Annotated in this window: 15 protein-coding genes; 12 read left to right on the forward strand and 3 right to left on the reverse strand. The window is 57.8% G+C overall.

From position 1 onward, the window contains the following. Positions 1–595: 595 nt before the first annotated feature. The gene (locus IEW12_RS13325; protein WP_188566497.1) at positions 596–1,372 is read right to left on the reverse strand and encodes a substrate-binding periplasmic protein; all 777 of its coding nucleotides are present in this window, start codon (positions 1,370–1,372) and stop codon (positions 596–598) included. A gap of 263 nt (positions 1,373–1,635) precedes the next feature. On the opposite strand from IEW12_RS13325, the gene IEW12_RS13330 reads away from it, so the two are divergent. Next, positions 1,636–1,914, forward strand: a complete 279-nt coding sequence (locus tag IEW12_RS13330; protein WP_188566498.1) for a hypothetical protein — start codon at positions 1,636–1,638, stop codon at positions 1,912–1,914. A gap of 268 nt (positions 1,915–2,182) precedes the next feature. Here IEW12_RS13330 and IEW12_RS13335 read toward each other — a convergent pair whose 3' ends face one another. Further along, positions 2,183–4,327: a glycosyl hydrolase gene (locus tag IEW12_RS13335; RefSeq protein WP_188566499.1), complete on the reverse strand. Its 2,145-nt coding sequence runs from the start codon at positions 4,325–4,327 to the stop codon at positions 2,183–2,185. A gap of 434 nt (positions 4,328–4,761) precedes the next feature. Here IEW12_RS13335 and IEW12_RS13340 point away from each other — a divergent pair, with 434 nt between their 5' ends. The 5 genes from IEW12_RS13340 to IEW12_RS13360 all read left to right on the forward strand — a co-directional run bounded on the left by IEW12_RS13340 (position 4,762) and on the right by IEW12_RS13360 (position 10,021). Next, positions 4,762–5,196, forward strand: coding sequence for a MarR family winged helix-turn-helix transcriptional regulator (locus IEW12_RS13340; protein ID WP_229751090.1), 435 nt, complete (start codon positions 4,762–4,764; stop codon positions 5,194–5,196). After that, a complete protein-coding gene (locus IEW12_RS13345) occupies positions 5,193–6,761 on the forward strand; it encodes a DHA2 family efflux MFS transporter permease subunit (RefSeq protein WP_188566500.1) in 1,569 nt (522 codons plus the stop codon). Before IEW12_RS13340 ends, IEW12_RS13345 begins: the two co-directional genes overlap by 4 nt. Positions 6,762–6,763: 2 nt before the next feature. Further along, positions 6,764–8,320 (forward strand): efflux transporter outer membrane subunit, encoded by a 1,557-nt coding sequence (locus tag IEW12_RS13350; protein ID WP_188566501.1) that lies wholly within the window; start codon positions 6,764–6,766, stop codon positions 8,318–8,320. Between the two features lie 15 nt (positions 8,321–8,335). Then, positions 8,336–9,493, forward strand: coding sequence for an HlyD family secretion protein (locus IEW12_RS13355; protein ID WP_188566502.1), 1,158 nt, complete (start codon positions 8,336–8,338; stop codon positions 9,491–9,493). Positions 9,494–9,634: 141 nt separating this feature from the next. Continuing rightward, positions 9,635–10,021 carry a single-stranded DNA-binding protein gene (locus IEW12_RS13360; protein ID WP_188566503.1) on the forward strand — a complete coding sequence of 129 codons (387 nt, stop codon included), beginning with the start codon at positions 9,635–9,637 and terminating at the stop codon, positions 10,019–10,021. Here IEW12_RS13360 and IEW12_RS29085 read toward each other — a convergent pair. Next, positions 10,018–11,610 (reverse strand): methyl-accepting chemotaxis protein, encoded by a 1,593-nt coding sequence (locus IEW12_RS29085; protein ID WP_371874536.1) that lies wholly within the window; start codon positions 11,608–11,610, stop codon positions 10,018–10,020. The two genes, IEW12_RS13360 and IEW12_RS29085, sit on opposite strands and share 4 nt — an antisense overlap. Positions 11,611–11,942: 332 nt before the next feature. Here IEW12_RS29085 and fdnG point away from each other — a divergent pair, with 332 nt between their 5' ends. The 6 genes from fdnG to selB all read left to right on the forward strand — a co-directional run bounded on the left by fdnG (position 11,943) and on the right by selB (position 21,338). Continuing rightward, positions 11,943–15,011 (forward strand): formate dehydrogenase-N subunit alpha, encoded by a 3,069-nt coding sequence (gene fdnG / locus IEW12_RS13370; RefSeq protein ID WP_188566505.1) that lies wholly within the window; start codon positions 11,943–11,945, stop codon positions 15,009–15,011. Between the two features lie 33 nt (positions 15,012–15,044). Continuing rightward, the gene (fdxH, locus tag IEW12_RS13375; RefSeq protein ID WP_188566506.1) at positions 15,045–15,968 is read left to right on the forward strand and encodes a formate dehydrogenase subunit beta; all 924 of its coding nucleotides are present in this window, start codon (positions 15,045–15,047) and stop codon (positions 15,966–15,968) included. Continuing rightward, entirely contained in the window at positions 15,955–16,602 is a 648-nt protein-coding gene (locus IEW12_RS13380; RefSeq protein ID WP_188566507.1) for a formate dehydrogenase subunit gamma, read from the forward strand. Before fdxH ends, IEW12_RS13380 begins: the two co-directional genes overlap by 14 nt. A gap of 275 nt (positions 16,603–16,877) precedes the next feature. Beyond that, positions 16,878–17,894: a formate dehydrogenase accessory protein FdhE gene (gene fdhE, locus IEW12_RS13385; protein WP_188566508.1), complete on the forward strand. Its 1,017-nt coding sequence runs from the start codon at positions 16,878–16,880 to the stop codon at positions 17,892–17,894. Between the two features lies 1 nt (position 17,895). Continuing rightward, positions 17,896–19,362 carry an L-seryl-tRNA(Sec) selenium transferase gene (gene selA / locus IEW12_RS13390; protein ID WP_371874542.1) on the forward strand — a complete coding sequence of 489 codons (1,467 nt, stop codon included), beginning with the start codon at positions 17,896–17,898 and terminating at the stop codon, positions 19,360–19,362. Beyond that, on the forward strand, positions 19,359–21,338 hold the full coding sequence (gene selB, locus IEW12_RS13395; protein ID WP_188566510.1) for a selenocysteine-specific translation elongation factor: 1,980 nt from the start codon (positions 19,359–19,361) through the stop codon (positions 21,336–21,338). Before selA ends, selB begins: the two co-directional genes overlap by 4 nt. Positions 21,339–21,368: the final 30 nt, after the last annotated feature.

Consider the following 21,368-nt stretch of genomic DNA (forward strand, 5'->3'; position numbering starts at 1 on the left):
ACAGAATTATTTCACACATCAGGAACGGACGTTTATCGCGGCCTGAAAACCGTTAAGCCCAGCAATTGCCGCGCTAGCGTCCAACCCAATCGCGGGCATTTTTTTGCTCACTGCATTGACCCCAGCTAGCTTGATCCAACTCCCGCTACCTGGCGATTCAAATCTGTGACCACTGACAAAAACTGACATAGCGACCTTTTATGATGAAGTCCAAGCCCAACGAAACCCTTTTCGTTCCGCCCAGACCTAAGCCTGAAGGACCGCCATGCTACTCACCCTGCTACCACTACTCCCTTTTTCCTTCGCGTACTTGAGAGGAAAATTAAGCGAGTTAAAGATAGAGCCAGAATCCGGCAATGATGTTTTTGATGCTCTAGCACCACAGGCCGCTACAGGCCGGAACAATCACGTCTATCGCAGAACTGACGAATGTTAGTTCTGCTATCTGTGAGCATGCAGTCTTACGGCAGATTGATATGAAGCCGGCTTCTCTTATCGCCTGCAGCAAAGCTGTATGTGCATTCGCACTGGAGAAAGAAGGCGGGAGAAATACTTTGGAAGGGGAAAAATAAAATGCTGCGGTGTTCAGGCCCTGCTACTTCAACGGCAAATAATGATACTGCCCAAGTATCCGCGCATAAGTCCCATCCTTCTGCATGGACTTGAATGCCATCTCCCATTTTTTTGCTTCTTCCGGATTGAAATTCTTGGACCCGGCAAGGTAAAGATCAACCGTCTCCAATACCGCCCCCTCTTTCAGCGACATGTGCGCGGAATCCGGCATGTTGCCCACCACAGTGACCATGCCGCCTAAGACGGCGATCGCATCTACGCGGCCGGCGGCCAGTTTGCGCACATTGCTTTCTGTGCTGGTAGTGGGATCGGTATGCTCGAAGCCGTTACGGCGGACAGCCGATTCAGACGGGCCTCCGAACAGCACGCCTATGCGCAGCTTCCTGGCTGCATCCAGTGTTGAAATATCTACGCCGCTGTCTGCACGGCTGACCAGCACTATCCTGTCCTGCATCAGCTTGATGTGCCATGAATACAGCTGTTCGCGGTCTGCCAGCCTGCTGATGGCGCCCAATGAATTATTGTCGGTGCGCAGCATTTCCAGCTCGCGCTTTAGCGGTACTACGTTGACAGTGCCACTGTGGCCGACGCGCAAGGCCAGCTCATGCAGCAGATCGTACAGCACACCTCGTTGAGCCTGGCCGGCTGGATAGGAAAACGGCGCGACGTTGCCAACATAGAGCGTGGTTTCCGCCTGGGAGAAGATAGGGAATAGCAGGCCGGCAATTAAAGCAGAGGCACGCAGGCGGCATTTCCATGCCCGCAGTGCATCGTCTTTTCTGTTGATGATTGAGTCCACCTGCGTCTCCATGGGGCACTGCACCACGCAGCATGCCGAATTCACTCTCGGGCTGCCTGGCCGTTTCCGCTCGTTTTTACATGCGTTCACATAGTGTAACCGAGGAGTGCTCCGCCCGGCCATGAACCGATTCCGCATAGCAATATCTGTTCGCTATCGCACGGTAGCGGCATGCAGGGCGGCGTAGCATGGATTGATCATATTGGCAGCCACTTTGCCATGACTTTGCCATGTCCCGCTGGCGACCAGAGAAAGAGCAATGCATGTCCGTTTACAAAATCTCTTATGCCGTTCCGGGGGAGACTGAGCGCATCAAATTTGTTGTTGAGTCACCCCATCCTTTGACGCAAGTTGAAGTTGTGTCTCTCGCTGCGCAGCACCGCAAACCCACTGTACGGGCGGCTTTCAGCACGCTGGCGCCGCCGCATACGCGCCAGTTGCAGATGGCGGCGAATAAACAGATGATGGTTACTGCAGGAATTGAGAATGTGGAGTACATCGTCGAAGGCAGTACCCATATACAGTGCGTGCCCTCCCGCTAGCGCGAACCAGATACCTGCAACACCAACTCAATATCCAGCCTAATACTCGGGCAAAAAAAAGCGGGCCTTTTCAGGCCCGCAAACTCTGGAGTATTACCGGTTTTACATCTACAAAACAGAAGCTGCGCTTTTAGACTGTCGGCTATCATCGCAGCAGCCGTGTTGTTCTTTAGCGGCCAGTCCCGGAGTTCAGCATTTTTTTCTGCCAGGGGCTGCCGTTTTATTAATTACTTGTTACTGACTACTTGTTAGTGGCACTTGCCTTCATCTATTTGATCGTCGAGCCCGCAGCGGGCGCTGTGCCCCAGGTTTCTATTTCAAAAATGGAATAGCCATATGGTGTGGCGCGCTTGCTGCCATTGATGCGCAGGTAGCGGCCGGAGGCTGCCAGATTCTGAAAGTCCTCTACGCCGCCATTGCTCCCTGTGACGGCCTTGACGGTAGTCCAGTTCACATTGTCATCGGATACCTGGATCTGGTATTCGGCTGCGTGGGCGTTTTCCCAGTTAAGGCGAATGCGCGAGAAACCAGCCTTGCCGCCGAAGTCCAGCGTGATCCACTGTGCATCATAGAACGCGCTGGACCAGCGGCTGCCCATATTCTTGTCTATCGCTTTTTCTGGACCGAGGGTGGCGTTTTCCATGCCCGAAGCGCTGGCACTGACGGCACTGATCACCCCGGTGGACGGTGCAGCAGAAGCTGCGCTGCCCCAGGTTTCCACTTCAAAAATGGAATAGCCGTATTGCGTGGCGCGCTTGCTGCCATTGATGCGCAGATAGCGGCCGGTGGCGGCCAGATTCTGGAAGTCTTCCACACCACCGGCGCTGCCGGTAACGGATTTAACGGTCGTCCAGTTGGTGTTGTCATTGGACACCTGGATCTGGTATTCGCTGGCGTGCGCCGCTTCCCAGTTGAGGCGGACCCGCGACAAGTTCACGGCATTGCCAAAATCCAGAGTAAGCCACTGCGCATCATTAAAGGCGCTGGACCAGCGGCTGCCCATGTTGCTGTCGATCGCGTTGGCGGGGCCGGTAGCATCGTTCTCGGAAGAGGACGCCGTGGCGCTGATAGCGTGCAGCGTGGATGACGGCGTGGACGATGCCAGTGAGCGGAAGGCGCTTATTTCAAAGATGGAATATCCATACGGCGTAGAACGCTTGAGGCCGTTCATGCGCAGATACCTGCCGCTGCCGCTGAGGCCGGTCAGATCTTCCACGCCGCCGGCACTGCCCGTGACGGTCTTGATGGTGGTCCAGACCACCGCATCCGGCGAAGTCTGGAGCTGGTAGTCGGTCGCGTGCGCGTTTTCCCAACTGATCCTGACATGCGAGATATCGACGGTGGCGCCGAAATCGAGGTAGATCCATTGCTGGTCGTTAAAGGCGCTGGACCAGCGTGTGCCCTGATTATTGTCGATGGCTTTTGCCGGGCCAAGGTCGCCGTTCTCCGATGCGGAAGCAACTGCTGCCACAGGTGTCAATTGCACGTCGTTCAGGCTGGCAGGCAGGCTGACATACAACTGGCCCAGTTCAGTCAACTGGCCGTCACCGCCTAACAGGTTGATATTGGGGATTGCGCTATTCCTGCCGGAGAACCATGAGTACCTGGCGACGATAGGTTCATTTTCCAGATAGTTGACCGCTGCGGTCATGTAGTTCTTTTGCACGTCCAGCGTAATCGTATTGTGCGGATTGTCGCCGCAGGCAAACTCGGTGACCCACAATGGCTTGTTGTACTTACGGAAGCGGTCTATGTAATTTCTGAGCGCGCTGACATCGCAGGCATACCAGTGCACGGGAATGTAATCGACTTGGCATCCCTGGCAGGCGGCAAGGAAAGCATCCATGTAGGCCACAGGATCGGTGAAGGTCACGCCGTCTTCAGATACGCAATCGCCGCAGTAGTTGACAGCCGGCGCGCCCAATTGCAAGCCTTTGCGGCGCGCTACTTCCTGCAGCACCGGCCACAGCGCGGCAGCTTGCCTTGGCGTCTTGTTGGCCTGGGATTTAAAGTTGGGCTCATTAAAACCCAGCAGGTTTTTAGCGCCATCCGGCACTTGTGAATTTAACTGATCAGCCGTGGGCGTACCGCCCCAGGCCATGGGCACGAATTCCACGCCCAGAGTTTTATAGACGCCCGCCGCGCCGGATTCCGGTGCAGGCGACCAGTTGTACCACCAACTGATACCTTGCGACAGCGCTGTGAGGTCCGCGGCGGAATTGCCACCGTAAGCGACGCCGCGCTTGGTGCTCTTTTGCGGCGCAACCGCTGCCGCGCTGAAACTGCTTCTTGCTGAATTTGCCGCCATTGCTGCAACCGGCGTCTTGGCTGTTGCAGCATCTTCCGACGAACCGCCGCACGCCGCCAATGCCAGCAGCAAAACGCTCGCACACAAAGCGGGGAGCCTTCGCATGAAACCTGATCCAGTACTGCGCATTTTTATTCTCCTGATGTGGGACATTATTTGATTTGGTTGCCGCGATGCTTGCCAAATTTTTGCCCGCACACAGACACAGGAAATTGGTCAAACCTAGCTTTGATTCGCTTTTTTTCGCGCACGGCAGCAAAGGTACATGTACAAAAACTTGCCTCAGAGTATTAAAAGAGTATTACAGCTTTAAGACATTTTGATAAAACTTACATTTGATTACTTCTGTGACAGATTGCTTGCACTTGGCGATTTGCCGTCACTTTGCCGCGAGTTATGTGCAAATGCCGCATAAATAGCGTTTGGCCTGGTAAATCACACTATTTCCCTTGGGAAATCAAAGCCAAATCGCGATATTGTTGCACAGCAAAAATTATGCTATCTTATGATTAGATATCTAACCATTAGTGAGCTAGCCATTGTTAACCATAGAAGAGCGCTTTTCCGCCGCCATGCATAACGCGGCACGTAGCTGGCGGCAGGCATTGGACCGCCGCCTGAAACATCTGGGCGTGGGACAGGCCAGCTGGATGGCCATTGCGGTCATCGCCAAGAGCGGCCAGGCGCTGTCGCAGACCGAGCTGGCGCATAAGCTGGGCGTGGAAGACCCGACCATGGTGTCGATGATAGACAGGCTGGTAAAGGCCGGCTTTGTCATCCGCCAGCCGTCGCAGACCGATCGCCGCGTGAAGCTGGTGGTGCTGACCGATGAAGGCAATGCGCTATACCGCAAGGTGAAAGAGGTGGCCGATTCTTTCCGTGCCGAATTCCTGGCGGACTTTGACAAGGAGCAATTGCGCGCCGCGACTGAACTGCTGGAAGCGCTGAACAGCGCGGCGGAGTCCACGCTATGAGTAGTGCTGCAACAACCACTGCAGCAGGCCCGGTACCGGAGGTGCCCATCAACCGCCGCATGATCACCATCTCGATCATGCTGGCCACCATCATCCAGGCGTTGGACGGTACCATTGCCAACGTGGCACTCCCGCATATGCAGGGCAGCCTGTCTGCATCGCAGGACCAGATCACCTGGGTGCTGACCTCCTTCATCGTGGCAGCCGCCATCGCCACACCGCTGACAGGCTGGCTTTGCGACCGCTTCGGCCAAAAAAATATCTTTCTGGTATCCGTTGCGGGTTTCACCATCGCCTCCATCCTGTGCGGGCTGTCGATGTCGCTCGGCCAGATCGTCGGCGCGCGGCTGCTGCAAGGCATTTTCGGTGCTGCGCTGGTGCCGCTATCGCAGGCGGTGCTGCTGGATATCAATCCGCGCGAAAAACACGGTTCTGCAATGGCGGTATGGGGCATGGGCGTGATGATAGGCCCCATCCTCGGCCCCACACTGGGCGGCTGGCTGACCGACAGCTATAACTGGCGCTGGGTCTTCTTCATCAACGTGCCTATCGGCTCCATGGCCTTCTACGGCATCTGGAAGTACATACGCCCTACCGCAGCAGCACGCCGCATGAGCTTTGACATGTTCGGCTTTGCCACGCTAAGTATCGCCATCGGAGCCTTGCAGATGCTGCTGGACCGCGGCGAACAAAATGACTGGTTCTCTTCCCGCGAAACCTGGGTGGAAGCCATCGTGCTGGCGATGAGCCTGTGCTACTTCATCGCGCATACTGCACTGCGTCCGGCCGGAAAATCTTTTTTCGATTATCGCCTGCTGAAAAATTCCAACTACGTCACCGGACTGCTGTTCATCTTCATCGTCGGCATGGTCTTGTTTGCAACGCGGGCGCTGACGCCGTCTATGCTGCAGGGTTTGATGGGCTATCCGGCCAAGATTGCCGGCCTGGTCACGGCTCCCAGCGGTTTCGGTACGATGCTGGCGATGATGCTGGTGGGCAGGCTGGTGGGCAAAGTGGATTTGCGCTTCCTGCTGGCGACCGGATTTTCGATTACCGCGTTTTCCCTGTGGCAGATGTCGCGCTATACGCTGGTACTGTCGCCCAGCGACATCGTATGGCCAGGCGTGATCCAGGGCATAGGCCTGGGCCTGGTGTTTGTGCCCTTGAGCGCGGCCACCTTTGCCACGCTGACGCCTGAAATGCGCGCGGAAGGCACGGCGATCTACAGCCTGATCCGCAACATAGGCAGCAGTATCGGCATCGCCCTGGTGCAGACGCTGCTGGTGCGCAATACGCAAATTGCCCATTCATCGCTGGTGGAAAAAGTCTCCAATGTCAGCCCGGCTTACCAGGATGCGCTGGTGGCCTCCACCTATAACCTGGCAACCCAGAACGGCCTAACCGTGATCAATGGCGAGATCACCCGCAAGGCATCGATGATCGCCTATGTGAACGACTACTGGCTGATGCTGATCATGACGCTGATGGTCATTCCCTTGCTGCTGCTGATACGCCCGCCGAAGAAAAACGTGCCGGTGGAAATAGATCATGCGGCGATGGAGTAAGCATGAAAACAGAATTGAAGAAAACCGACCCAACTCTCAAAGAAAATTTCGCTGTGCATCTTTTTAAATTGAAACCCTCCGCTCTAAAGCCTGGCACCTTAGGAGTCGCACTGGCGATAGCCATCGCCGGCTGCGCCACGGTACCGCCGGACCGGAATATCTATCCGCAGCAGGATATGGCCAAGGTGCAGCTCGCTGCCGGTATCAAGCTGGCCAGCGAAGGCTGGCCCGACAAGCAGTGGTGGACCCAGTATGCGGATCCGCAACTGAATAGCCTGATCGCGCAGGCGCTGGCCGGCAGCCCTTCGCTGGAAATCGCAGCAGCCCGCATCGATGCAGCCCACGCCACGCTGGAATTCAACGGCGCCGACAAGGCCGCCAATGTGAACCTGAACACGCAGGGCAACCGCCAGCGCTACTCCAGCAATGGCCTGTTCCCGGCACCGATAGGCGGTAATTACTTTACCGAGACTGTGGTGCAAGTGCAGGCCCGCTATGACTTTGACTGGTGGGGCAAGCACCGCGCACAAATCGCTTCCGCGCTGGGTGAAGTAAACGCCCGCCGTGCCGACTATGCGCAGGCGGAACAAACGCTGGCAGCAAGCATTGCGCAGAGCTATTTCAACCTGCAAGGTGGTTGGGCCAGGCTGGAGAATCTGCGCCAGACTGTAGCCACGCAAAAGAACATCGTGACCGACAAAAGCCGGCGCATCGCCGGCGGCCTGGGCACAATAGACCAGCAGCGCATGGCCGAAGGCGAACTCAGCACCCTGAATAAACAGGTGGCGCAACTGGAAGCGCAGGTCGCGACCGAACGCGAGGTACTGCGCGCGCTGGTCGGCGCAGACGGCTCTGCGCTGGCTGACCTGAAGCCGCAGGCCATCCCTTCTGCGCCGCACGCATTGCCTGCCCAATTGGGCATGGATTTGCTGGCACGCCGGGCAGACCTGCAGGCGGCACGCTGGCGAGTGGAAGCCTCGCTGAGCCAGATCGAGGTGGCGCAGGCGGCGTTTTATCCGGATGTCAGCATCAACGGCGCGATAGGACTGGATTCGCTGTCGCTCAGCCATCTGCTGGAAAATTCCAGCCGCACGCTCTTCGCCGGCCCTGCGCTGACACTACCTCTATTCGATAGCCGGAGGCTGGAAGCAAGGCTGGGCTCGGTGCGTTCCGAGCGCAATGAGCTGATTGCCGACTATAACCAGAGCGTATTGAATGCGGTGCGCGATGTGGCGCAACAGGCTCTCAGCGTGCGCGGCCTGGAACAGCAGATTGCCGAGCAGGATGAAGTCATCCGCGCCAACCGCGATTTGCTGAAAACCGCGCAAGCAAAATTCAAACAAGGTTTGGCGGACCGCGGCAGCGTACTGAATGCCGAACTGGCATTGTCACGCCAGCAGGACATCAGCCTGCAACTGAGGAACCAGCAATTGCAGACGGAAGTGGCATTGACCAAGGCCCTGGGCGGCGGTTACCGCGCCGACAGCGGCCCTGCCCCTACTCCAACCACAGCTAACACAGCCATCGGCGCGGCCACAGTCGCCCAGACCACAAAATAAGACGGAATACTCGCAATGACTACCGATAATCAAACCAACCCCAACTCCGGCAAGCGCAAAGTAGTGCTGCTGTCCATTACGCTCGCCTTCATCCTGATCGCCGTCGCCTATGCAATTTATTACGTGCTGGTGCTGTCCAAGGAAGTAGATACCGATAACGCTTATGTCGGCGGTAATCTGGTGAACCTGTCTTCCCAGGTTGCAGGCAATGTGCAGGATATCCGTGCCGATGAAACGCAGATGGTGAAAGCCGGTGCAGAGATCGTCAAGCTGGATCCGGTAGATGCCGATGTTGCGTTGAGCCAGGCAGAAGCCCGCTTGGGCACGACCGTGCGCCAGTTGCGCGAGCGCTATTCCAACGTGGCGCAATATGATGCGACGATAGAACTACGCAAACTGGCTCTGAAAGATGCCAGCGACGACCTGGCGCGCCGTGCGCCGCTGGCGGCAGACCATACTGTATCCGGCGAGGAAGTGGCGCATGCGAAGCAGGCAGTGGAAACAGCAAAAGCAGCGCTGGAAGTGGCCGCCAGGCAGGCGGATGCAAACCGTGCCGGCGTTGCCGGTGTGGGCCTGGAAGCGCACCCCAGCGTGCTGGCAGCGAAGGCAGACTTTGTGCAGGCATGGCTGGCAGTGCGCCGTAATGCCATCCTGGCGCCGGTCACCGGCTATGTGGCAAAACGCAGCGTGCAGGTTGGCAGCCGCGTGACACCGGGCACAGCGCTGATGTCCATCGTGCCGCTGGACCAGTTGTGGGTCGATGCCAACTTCAAAGAATCCGAGCTGCGCGATATCCGCGTCGGCCAGAGCGCCCGCATAGAGGCGGACGTATATGGCAGCAAAGTGGTGTATCACGGCAAGGTGCTGGGCCTGTCCGCTGGTACCGGCAGTGCCTTCTCGCTGCTGCCTGCGCAAAACGCCACCGGCAACTGGATCAAGGTGGTGCAGCGCGTGCCTGTGCGTATCTCGCTGGATGCGAAGGAACTGGCAGACCATCCGTTGCGCGTAGGTCTGTCAACACTGGTGACGATAGACATCAGCCATGCCGACGGTGCCATGCTGGGAGCGCCGATGCCTGCAGCACCTGTGTATTCGACCCAGACCCTGAGCCAGCCAGTGAAAGAAGCAGAATCAGCGGCTGACGACATCGTTAAAAAGAATCTGGCCAAATAAGCTTTATCGGGGCGGACCGGAGGTGGTCCACGGTTCCGCCCCGCCACCCTCTCCATGCGGCTTGCCTGGACGGTGGCCGCTATCACAATGCTGAAATAGCCTGTAACATCCGCGCTATTATTCCCAGCTTTACTTCTTATCATGATAGACGCTCTGATCAGCGGCAGACTGTATGGCCCTGCCCAAAAACGCTCGGGCCAGTCCGGCAGCGAATACGTGACCTGCAAGCTCAAGGTGGCACTGGCAGACGGCGACCACATCTTTTGCAATGTGATCGCATTTGATGACCATGTGCAATATGTACTGACCGAACTGGGAGACGGCGACAGCGTGGCGCTATCCGGCGCGCTGACGCCCAAGGTGTGGGAAGACAAGCAGGGCAACGCCCGTCCGGCGGTGGACCTGATCGCGCATGCGGTGCTGACACCGTACCACGTGAAGCGCAAGCGGCTGGCGGCGCAAGGCGTGACCAAGGCCGGCGATGTGGTCTCGCCCCACGATGATGACCTGGACTTTCCGGAAAACTAGCGTCCCGCCTGTGCCAGCTTGAATACGCTAACCACTTGAGATAATTTTTCCGCCTGCTCATGCAGGCTGGCCGCTGCTGCCGCAGCTTGCTCCACCAGCGCGGCGTTTTGCTGCGTCATTTCATCGATGTGCGAGATCGCCAGATTGATTTCGCCTATGCCTTCACTTTGCTCGCGGCCAGCCACAGTGATCTGGCTCATGATGTCGGCCACATTCTGCACCGACACCACGATGTCGCCCATGGTCTTGCCGGCGTGCTCCACCAATTGATTGCCGGCCGCCACCTGGCCCACGGAATCGTCGATCAGCGACTTGATCTCCTTTGCCGCACCGGCCGAGCGCTGCGCGAGGTTGCGCACTTCGGAAGCCACCACTGCAAAGCCCCTGCCCTGCTCACCCGCACGCGCCGCTTCCACCGCCGCGTTCAGCGCCAGGATATTGGTCTGGAAGGCGATGCCTTCTATGGTACCGATGATGTCGCCTATCTTGCGCGAGCTTTGCTGGATATTGCCCATCATATCCACCACTTGCGACACGACCTGCCGCCCCTGCGTGGCAACCTGGGATGCCGATGCCACCAATTGGCTGGCGCGCTGTGCATTGGATTCATTCTGTTTGACGGTGGACGTCAGTTGTTCCATCGATGACACGGTCTGCTCCAGTGAACTGGCCTGCGATTCGGTACGTGAAGACAGGTCGGCATTGCCGCTGGCAATTTCACTGGTGACGGTTGCCAGTTGATCGGTACCGGCACGCACACTGCCGACCACGCCGGCCAGGCCGGTGCCTATGCCGTTGATAGATTGCATCAGCTGGCCGATCTCGTCGCGGCGGCCTATGTGCAGCAACATGGTCAGATCGCCGGCCGCCAGTTTCTGCGCGCCTTTCATCGCATCGCGCAGCGGATGACTGACCATGCGCTGTATCAGCATGTTCAATACAAAACACAATACGGCAATTGCCACTAAGCCGCCCGCCATGCCCATGCTGCGCAAACCGGCAATGTCCACAGCACGCTGCGGCGCCAGATCCTGCATGGCAGCCCCCAGGCTCCACACTATCGCAATGAGCAACAGGCTGCTGAGCCCGAATACCAGCAGCGCTACCTTGGTACTGATGCCCATCTGGGCCTGGTCGCTGACATTGATGCCGACAAACAGCACGCCGATGATGCGGCCGCTGCCATCCTTGATGGGGTCGTAGCGTGTGATGTACTGGATGCCAAACAAGGTGGCATAGCCGATATAGGATTCACCTGCGATCAGGCGCTTGTAACCGGGATGCGCGCGGTCCAGCGGCGTGCCTATCGCGCGGTCGCCATTCTCTTTCTTGATCGACGTGGAAATGCGGATGAAATCGCTGCCATCCTTGACGAAGACTGTAGCTGCCAGGCCGGTCTGGCGGGCATAGCTGTCCACCAGAGAGAAATCCATATTGATCGCCGATGAACCATGCCACAGCACCGGCGTCAACCTGCCGGCGACATCGATCAGTTGCGAGGCATCCAGCGTAATGCTGCCGGTGATGGAATCCCTGAAGCGGCTCGCGAAATGCGCAAGGCGCCGCTTTTGGGAAAACAATTTATTCATTTTGACGACCTTAAAATACTGCGCAACAGTGCTGGACCCGGCTCTCTGATGAGATCGGAAAATTCGCATTTCGCGTTTTTCACATTGATGGATTAATGGTGGACTAAGGGCTAATAATTTCCCTAATGTAACAAAGTGTTGCTCAGGAAACTTATTTCGTCAATATGTAGTATCCGCTATCGCCAGTTTTTATATTTTTATAAGTCTTTGATTATCAAAACAAAAACACCTTGAAAACATGCTGCATTGCGGCTCACCATTCTCAGCAAGTGCTTGCAAAACAGCATATACTTTCTAGTACCCAACGAAGCACCCGCCACTGAGAGGTCAGCATGATACAAATGTCACGCCGTCAGTTTCTCAAGGTAACCGGTTCCACGGTTGCAGGCTCCAGCCTGGCTCTGCTCGGTTTTGCACCGACAGAAGCCCTTGCCGAAGTGCGCCAATACAAACTCGCCCGTACCACGGAAACCCGCAACACCTGCCCGTATTGCTCGGTCGGTTGCGGCATCCTGATGTATGGACTGGGTGATGGCGCGAAGAATGCCACTTCCAGCATCATCCATATAGAAGGTGACGCCGACCATCCGGTGAACCGCGGTACTTTGTGTCCCAAGGGAGCCAGCCTGATCGACTTCATCCACAGCCCCAGCCGCCTACTGGCGCCGGAATACCGCGCACCGGGCAGCAGCGAGTGGAAGAAAATTTCCTGGGATGATGCGCTGGACCGCATATCCAGGCTGATGAAGGAAGACCGCGACGCCAACTTCATCGAGAAATCGGAAGATGGAAAAACCGTCAATCGCTGGGTATCCACAGCCATGCTGGCCGCTTCCGCAGCCAGCAATGAAGTCGGCTACCTGACGCACAAAACGGTACGCAGCATGGGGATGCTGGCCTTTGATAATCAGGCGCGTGTATGACATGGTCCGACGGTGGCAGGTCTTGCCCCGACGTTTGGCCGTGGAGCGATGACGAATCATTGGGTAGACATCAAGAATGCCGATGTCATCCTGGTCATGGGCGGCAATGCCGCTGAAGCACACCCCTGTGGATTTAAATGGGTGACCGAGGCGAAGGCCCATAACAAGGCCAAGCTGATTGTGGTCGACCCCAGATTTACCCGTACCGCATCGGTGGCCGATTATTATGTAGCCACACGCACCGGCACGGACATCGTGTTCTTGGGCGGCATCATCAACTACCTGCTGACCAACGACAAGATACAGCACGAGTACGTCAAAAACTTTACCGACATGCCCTTCATCGTGCGCGAAGACTTTGCGCTGAACGACGGCCTGTATTCCGGCTACGATGAAAAAACCGGAAAGTACGCTGACAAGATCTCGTGGGATTACGAGATGGGCGTCGACGGCTTTGCCAAAGTGGATACCACGCTGCAGCATCCGCGCTGCGTCTATCAACTGATGAAGAACCACTATTCGCGCTATACGACGGATATGGTGACGCGCGTGTGCGGTGTGCCGCCGGAAAAATTTACCCGCGTAGCAGAGATGCTGGCATCCACCGCCGTGCCCGGCCGGGCCGGTACCATTCTGTATGCACTGGGATGGACACATCACAGCACAGGAGCGCAGACGATACGTACAGGCGCGATGGTGCAACTGCTACTGGGGAATATAGGCATTGCCGGCGGCGGCATGAATGCGCTGCGCGGGCACTCCAACATCCAAGGGCTGACCGATCTTGGCCTGCTGTCCAATGCGCTGCCTGGCTATATGAGCCTGCCAAGCCAGGGCGAGGATTTCAACGCCTATATCACCGCGCGTGCAACCAAGCCCCTGCGGCCCAATCAGCTCAGCTACTGGTCGAACTACAAGGCTTTCCATGTCAGCTTCATGAAAGCCTGGTGGGGAGATTCAGCCAAGGCCGATAACAACTGGGCCTATGACTACCTGCCCAAGCTCGACAAGCTCTATGATCTGATGCAGGTGATAGAGCTGATGAACCAGGGCAAGGTGAACGGCTATATCGCACAAGGCTTCAATGTGCTGGCCTCGGCGCCGAACAAGCAAAAGACGACGGCAGCCTTATCCAAATTGAAGTTTCTGGTGATAATGGATCCGCTGGCTGTGGAAGTGGGCGAATTCTGGAAACCTTACGGCGAGTTCAATGTGGTGGATCCGGCCAAGATACAGACCGAAGTCTTCCGCTTGCCGACCACCTGCTTTGCCGAAGAACGCGGTTCCCTGGTCAGTTCATCCCGCGTGCTGCAATGGCACTGGCAAGGCGCCGAGCCGCCAGGCGAAGCGCGCAGCGACCTGGAGATCATGTCCGGTCTGTTCCTGCGCATGCGCAAGATGTATCAAAAGGACGGCGGCAAGTTTCCTGATCCTATCGTCAACCTGAGCTGGCCCTATTCCAACCCTGAAAGCCCGACACCGGAGGAACTGGCGAAGGAATACAACGGCAAGGCGTTGGCCGACGTGCTCGACCCCAAGGATGCGAGCAAGGTGCTGGCCAAGAAGGGCGAACAACTGGCGTCCTTTGCACAGTTGCGTGACGACGGCAGCACGTCCAGCGGCTGCTGGATCTTTTGCGGAGCATGGACGCAGGCCGGCAATAATATGGGCCGGCGCGATAATAGCGATCCTACCGGCATAGGCCAGACGCTGAACTGGGCCTGGGCCTGGCCGGCCAACCGGCGCGTATTGTACAACCGCGCCTCTTGCGATGTCGCCGGCAAACCGTTTGACCCCAAGCGCAAGCTGATTGCCTGGAACGGCAGCAGTTGGGGCGGTGCCGACGTCCCCGATTTCAAGGCGGATGAACCCCCCGAAAACGGCATGGGGCCTTTCATCATGCTGGGCGAAGGCGTGGCACGTTTCTTCGCACGTAAGACGATGAACGAAGGGCCCTTCCCCGAGCACTATGAACCTTTCGAGAATCCACTGGGCTACAACCCGCTGCATCCAAAAAATCCGCGTGCCACCAGCAATCCGGCGGCACGCGTATTTGCCGGTGACAGGGAGCAGTTTGGCAAACATGAAGAATTTCCACATGTCGCCACCAGCTACCGGCTGACCGAGCATTTCCACTTCTGGACCAAGCACGCGAAACTGAATGCGATTGTGCAGCCGGAACAGTTTGTGGAGATAGGTGAGGACTTGGCAAAAGAGGTGGGCGTGGTTGCCGGTGAAAAGGTCAAGGTCAGCTCCAAGCGCGGCCACATCATCGCCAAGGCGCTGGTGACCAAGCGTATCAAGCCGCTGATTATAGACGGTAAAAAAGTGCAGACTGTCGGCCTGCCTTTGCACTGGGGTTTTACGGGTGTAGCCAAACCAGGCTATCTGATCAACACGCTGACGCCGGTGGTAGGCGATGCGAATTCCTTTACACCGGAATTCAAGTCCTTCCTGGTGAAAGTGGAAAAAGCCTAAAGGCAAAATCGCAGATCAGAACAGGAGAAGAACATGGCTTACCAGTCTCTCGATATCAAACGCGCATCCGCCACGACGGTGCAGCCGACGTCGGTGCGCGAACCGGTGACCGGCACGGTGGCAAAGCTGATTGATGTGAGCAAGTGCATAGGTTGCAAGGCCTGCCAGACCGCCTGCATGGAATGGAATGACCTGCGCGACGAAGTCGGCGATACCGACGGCACCTACAATAATCCGCGCGACCTGACCGAGCACTCATGGACGGTGATGCGTTTCACCGAATATGAAAATCCGAAAGGCGACCTGGAGTGGCTGATACGCAAGGACGGCTGCATGCACTGCGAGGACCCAGGCTGCCTGAAAGCCTGCCCTTCGCCGGGCGCCATCGTGCAATACACCAACGGCATTGTCGATTTCAATGAAGAGCATTGCATAGGCTGCGGCTACTGTGTCGCCGGCTGCCCTTTCGACGTGCCGCGTATCTCGAAGAAAGACAATCGCGCCTATAAATGCTCGCTGTGTTCAGACCGCGTCGCAGTCGGGCAAGAGCCGGCCTGTGTCAAGACCTGCCCTACCGGCGCTATCGTGTTCGGCACCAAGGAAGACATGAAACAGCATGCGGAAGAACGCATTGTTGACTTGAAATCACGCGGTTTCGAGAATGCCGGCCTATATAACCCGGCCGGTGTCGGCGGCACGCATGTGATGTATGTGCTGCATCATGCAGACAAGCCGCATATTTATCACAAGCTGCCGGACAACCCTAGCATCAGCCCCATGGTGGGTTTGTGGAAAGGCCTGGCCAAGCCGCTGGCGGTGGCCGGCATCGTGGCAACCGCGTTGGCCGGCTTCTTCCACTACACCAGGGTGGGGCCGAACGAGGTCAGCGACGAAGAGGAACGCGAGGCCAAGCAGGCTGCGGCAGACCTGAAGGAGAAGCAAAATGAACCGGGATAAACACGGCAGCCCTGAGATAGTCCGCTACACGCCCAACGAGCGCAGCAACCACTGGATTACCGCCATCTGCTTCGTGCTGCTGGCGATATCCGGCTTGTCGATGTTTCACCCGTCCATGTTCTGGCTGAGTAATGTGCTCGGCGGCGGACAATGGACGCGCATCCTGCACCCATTTATCGGCATCGTGATGTTTGTGTCGTTTGCCATCCTCGTTTTGCGCTTCTGGCATCACAATATGCTGGAGCCTGGAGACATGCAGTGGATGAAGCAGGTGGATGACGTGCTGAACAACCGGGAAGAAAAACTGCCCAAGGTAGGCCGCTACAACGCTGGCCAGAAGCTGCTGTTCTATGCAATGGTGATCTGCATGGCCGGTCTATTGCTTTCAGGAATCGTGATCTGGCGCGCCTATTTTTCGCTGTACTTCCCCATAGACATCATCCGCGCAGCAGCGCTGCTGCATTCGGTGTGCGCGCTGGTACTGATCCTTGGTATTATTGTGCACATCTATGCAGCTCTGTGGATCAAGGGGTCGATAGGCGCAATGACACGTGGCACGGTTACCTATGGCTGGGCCAGGAAACACCACCGGCGCTGGTTTGAAGAAGTCGTCAAAGATTCCAGCGCAAAATAGTTTGAGGATAGTCTGGAATAGCCTGAAAGAGTTTTTGTAGCTCCTCGTGGAATTGACCGCCTTCGGGCGGTTTTTTTTCGGCCCGATTTCAGGCGTCTTCTTGTTAACGATTTGCCACACATCGCCGTACGCTTTTGTACCGCCGCATTTGTAAAAGCGTATTACAATATCTTCGCAGCATCATTCTCGCCCATACCAGACCCAGCGGAGTCAGCAGCCTCACCAGACTCACTTTACTGTGAGCCATCAGACCTGCCTTTTGAAAAGGAAATCTTTTGGTACAACGCATACTAGAACGCGGCGAGATCGAAGCACTGGATCATACCTCCCTGCCCCGCCTGCGCCTGCCGGAATTAGGCGGCGTCTTCGCCCCGCGTGCGGCGCGCCTGCGTGAGCTTGCGGCCGGCAAGGTTGCCGGCATACCGGTTAATCCTGAGCTGAGCGGCTACCTGCTGCTGATGGCCGATATGGTCAGCGCCCAGGCGGAGACCCTGGCCACCCTGAATACAAGCGATGCCGGCCTGCCGGATGCGGCCACGATGGAACGGGCGCAGCAGCATGCGATGCCTCCGCTGGCGGCATTTGCGCCGCGCGGCCCGGCATGGCGCGGCATACTCACCACCTTGCTGGACAAGCTGGATAGCGTCGCCGCCCGCCAAATAGAAATTTCCATTGTGATCGCTGCCTTGCGCACCATGCCGGTGGAAGAACTGGAAGCACTGGCCGATGCCGTCATTGCCCAGCGCATAGACGGCTTGAATGCCGCGCAAGCGCCGTTTATCGCCGCCGCGCTGCAGGTATTGTGGACTTACCAGGCCAGCCATCTGCAGCAGCGCCAGGTACCGGTGCTGGAAACCGGCACCCTTTGTCCGGTGTGCGGCTCGCATCCGGTTGCCAGCGTGATACGCATAGGCGGCCAATCGCAAGGCTACCGCTATCTACAGTGCAGCCTGTGTTCCAGCGAGTGGCATATGGTGCGGGTGAAATGCTCTTGCTGCGAGCAAAACGGCAAGATTTCCTATCAGGGACTGGGATACCTGGACGCCGCAGACGATACGGCAAAAGGAGCGGCGGCGCCGGGTAATAAGGCCAACGATCCAGGCAAATTCGCCCGTGCAGAAACCTGCGACGATTGCCACGGCTATCGCAAGATCTTCAACCAGGAGCATGACTACAATGTAGAGCCGTTGGCCGACGACCTCGCCAGCCTGACACTGGACGTGCTGGTCTGCGAAGCAGGCTATCTGCGCGCCAGCGTCAATCCGCTGCTGTGGCTGGGCAACCTGGCATAGCATCATGCAACCCGAATCTACCCCCGCCACACAAAGGGCTGTCAAGCTGCCCTCGGTCGATAAACTCATGCTTGATCCGTCTGCCCTGCTGCTGACGGAAAAGTATGGCCGCACTCGCGTAGTGAATGAAGTGCGCAAGCTGCTGGCGGAACTACGGGTAGAGGCATTAAGCCATGCCGGAGCAATGGAAAAGGCTGGAGAAGCCGACATTTCCACTATCGTTTCATCCGTTTCCGAGCGCCTGCGGCAAGCCGATGTGTCGCCGCTGAAATGCGTGTACAACCTGACCGGTACCGTACTGCATACCAACCTGGGCCGTGCCCTGCTGCCGGATGTGGCGGTGCAGGCGGTGATGCAAGCGTTAAGCTCGCCGATGAACCTGGAGTTTGACCTGGAGACCGGCAAGCGCGGCGACCGCGACGACCTGGTGGAAGACTTGCTATGCGAGCTGACCGGCGCCGAGGCGGCAACCGTCGTCAATAACAATGCAGCGGCGGTGCTGCTGCTGCTCAGTACGCTGGCAGGCGAACATCATGGCGAAGTCATCGTCTCGCGTGGCGAACTGGTGGAGATAGGCGGTGCCTTTCGCATTCCGGACATCATGCTGCGCGCGGGCGCCAAATTGCATGAGATAGGCACCACCAACCGCACTCACCTGGCCGATTACGCCAACGCAATCAATCCACAGACCGCATTGATGATGAAGGTGCATTGCAGTAATTATGCAATCAGCGGCTTTACCAAGAGCGTGGACCTGGAGCAGATCGCCGTACTGGGCCGCGAACGCGGCATCCCTACCGCCGTGGACCTGGGCAGCGGCACGCTGGTCGATCTTTCCGAATACGGTTTGCCGCGTGAGCCTACCGTGCGCGAGACTGTAGCCGCGGGCGCGGACCTGGTAACCTTCAGCGGCGACAAGCTGCTGGGCGGACCGCAGGCCGGTATCATTGTCGGCCGTGCCGACCTGATTGCAAAAATCAAACGCAATCCGCTGAAGCGCGCACTGCGCGTAGGCAAGCTGACGCTGGCCGCGCTGGAGCCCGTGCTGGCACTATACCGCGCGCCGGAAATGCTGAGGGACAGGCTGACCACGCTAAGGCTGCTGACACGCCCGCGGGCCGACATGCAGCAGCAGGCGGAACAACTGCTTCCTTTGCTGCAGCAGGCATTAGGCAGTGCCTATCTGGTCAGCGCGGAAGCGATGCTGAGCCAGATAGGCAGCGGCGCACTGCCGGTGGACCAGTTACCCAGCTACGGGCTGTCCATACGCGCCGCGCTTGAACACAAGCAAAGCAATGCGCTGGGCAAGCTGGAAAAATTGCTGCGCGACTTGCCGCGCCCGGTACTAGGCAGGATAGCGCAAGACGCGCTATGGCTGGACCTGCGCTGCCTGGAGGCGGCGCAACAGCCGGAGTTTGCCCAGCAACTGGGGCTACTGCGCGCATCACACCTTACAGGCGGCCAATGATCGTCGGTACTGCTGGCCACATCGACCACGGCAAGACCACGCTGACGCGCGCCCTCACCGGCGTGGATACCGACCGGCTGAAAGAAGAAAAAGCGCGTGGCATCTCGATAGAACTGGGCTATGCCTATACTCCGCTGCCGAACGGCGACGTGCTGGGACTGATCGATGTGCCCGGCCATGAAAAACTGATACACACGATGGCAGCCGGTGCCAGCGGCATTGACTATGCGCTATTGGTCATCGCAGTAGATGACGGCATCATGCCGCAAACTCGCGAGCATCTGGCGATATTACAATTGCTGGGCGTGCGCCAGGCGGCCGTTGTATTGACCAAGATAGACCGTGCGGACGCAACAAGAATAGCTGCGGTTGAAGCCGATATCGCGTCCCTGCTGGCGGGCACCCTGTTTGCCGGTGCGCCGGTCTTCCGCACGCAGGCAAACGCAGAAGGCAATCCCGGCGTGGCATCGCTGAAGCAACACCTGGAAGATATCGCGCAAGCGATGCCGCCGCAGCATGAAAAGCGGCTGTTCCGGCTCGCGATAGACCGTGTTTTTACCCTGAGCGGCCACGGCACCATCATTGCCGGCACCGCACTGGCAGGCTCCGTCCGTGCCGGTGATGAGTTGCTGCTGGCCCCGTCCGGAAAACTGGTGCGGGTGCGCAGCATCCATGCACAAAACAGGGCTGCAGAAACAGGGTTGGCCGGCCAGCGGCTGGCGCTGAATCTGGCAGGCATAGAGAAGGAAAATATTTCCCGCGGCGACTGGATCCTGGCACCGGCGATGGCGCAATGTTCGGACAGGCTGGATGTAGAGCTGGATATGCTGGCTGATGCAGGCGTAACACTCAAGCCCTGGTCACCCGTGCATGTGCACCTGGGGGCAGCCCATCGCACCGCGCACGTGCTGATGCTGGACACGGCTTCCAGCGATGCCCTCGTACCGGGCCAGCATGCCAGGGCACAACTGGTGTTTGACGCTCCTGTGCATGCGGTGCCGGGCGACCGCTTTGTGTTGCGCAATGCACAGGCAAGCCGCACCATAGGCGGAGGCCGCGTGCTGGATCCTTTTGGCCCTGCGCGCAAGCGGCGCAGCCCGGCACGGCATGCCTGGCTGGACGCGCTCAGGCTATATCTGGAATCGGGCGATGCATCGCTATTGCTGCAGCATAGTCCGCTGGGCTTGAGCCGCTCCAGCATGATGCGCCTGACGCACCTGCCGGCTGAACAATTGCATTTTGGTGAGGGCATCTGCAGCATTCCCTTACGTGGCGACGATGCGGTACTGATATCGACAGCGGCACTGGAAGCTCTCGCAAACAGGGTGCTACAGGCCCTGCGCAGCTTTCATGAGCAATTTCCCGATGAAATGGGGCCCCAACTTCCCCGCCTGAAACGCATCGTAGAGCCGGACGCCGAGGAACAGGTGTGGAAATACCTGATCCAGCAATTAGGCGCATCCGGCAGACTGATACAACAAGGCCCCTGGCTGCGCTTGCCCGAACATGCAACGGAGCTGAAATCGCAGGAGCAGGCGCTGGCAGACAAGCTGATGCTTTCCCTGCTCAACGCAGGCTTTGATCCGCCCTGGGTGCGCGATCTGGCGAAAGAGCAGCGGGTGGCGGAAAATGAAGTGCGTGACTTGCTGCGCAAACTGGCCATGCGCGGCCAGGTGTACCAGGTGGTGCGCGACCTGTTTTATCATCCGCAGCGCATCGCCGAGCTGTCCAGCTTGATCAAGGATATTGCCAGGGATGAAGCCGCCGACGGCAAGGGCGGGAAAGGAAAAAAGCAGAATGCAGGCACGGTCAACAAGGCGGTGGACGCTGCCGGCTTCAGGGATGCGAGCGGCCTGGGCCGCAAACGCGCCATCCAGCTATTAGAATTCTTCGACCGCGTCGGCTATACTCGGCGGCTACGCGACACGCATATTTTGCGGGCGGATAGCCAGTGGCAAGCGAATGACCTGTCTTGAGTTACCTTAACTTGGCCTCAGAAAACTAGA

This window comes from Parundibacterium terreum, from assembly GCF_014636315.1.
Lineage (GTDB): Bacteria > Pseudomonadota > Gammaproteobacteria > Burkholderiales > Burkholderiaceae_D > Undibacterium > Undibacterium terreum.

Excerpts from the sequence above, each read along its gene's own strand:
- IEW12_RS13330 (WP_188566498.1), top strand. The coding sequence starts at position 1,636 with ATGTCCGTTTACAAAATCTCTTATGCCGTTCCGGGGGAGACTGAGCGC.
- IEW12_RS13335 (WP_188566499.1), bottom strand. The coding sequence starts at position 4,327 with ATGCGAAGGCTCCCCGCTTTGTGTGCGAGCGTTTTGCTGCTGGCATTG.
- IEW12_RS13345 (WP_188566500.1), top strand. The coding sequence starts at position 5,193 with ATGAGTAGTGCTGCAACAACCACTGCAGCAGGCCCGGTACCGGAGGTG.
- IEW12_RS13350 (WP_188566501.1), top strand. The coding sequence starts at position 6,764 with ATGAAAACAGAATTGAAGAAAACCGACCCAACTCTCAAAGAAAATTTC.
- IEW12_RS13355 (WP_188566502.1), top strand. The coding sequence starts at position 8,336 with ATGACTACCGATAATCAAACCAACCCCAACTCCGGCAAGCGCAAAGTA.
- IEW12_RS13360 (WP_188566503.1), top strand. The coding sequence starts at position 9,635 with ATGATAGACGCTCTGATCAGCGGCAGACTGTATGGCCCTGCCCAAAAA.
- IEW12_RS29085 (WP_371874536.1), bottom strand. The coding sequence starts at position 11,610 with ATGAATAAATTGTTTTCCCAAAAGCGGCGCCTTGCGCATTTCGCGAGC.
- fdxH (WP_188566506.1), top strand. The coding sequence starts at position 15,045 with ATGGCTTACCAGTCTCTCGATATCAAACGCGCATCCGCCACGACGGTG.
- IEW12_RS13380 (WP_188566507.1), top strand. The coding sequence starts at position 15,955 with ATGAACCGGGATAAACACGGCAGCCCTGAGATAGTCCGCTACACGCCC.
- selB (WP_188566510.1), top strand. The coding sequence starts at position 19,359 with ATGATCGTCGGTACTGCTGGCCACATCGACCACGGCAAGACCACGCTG.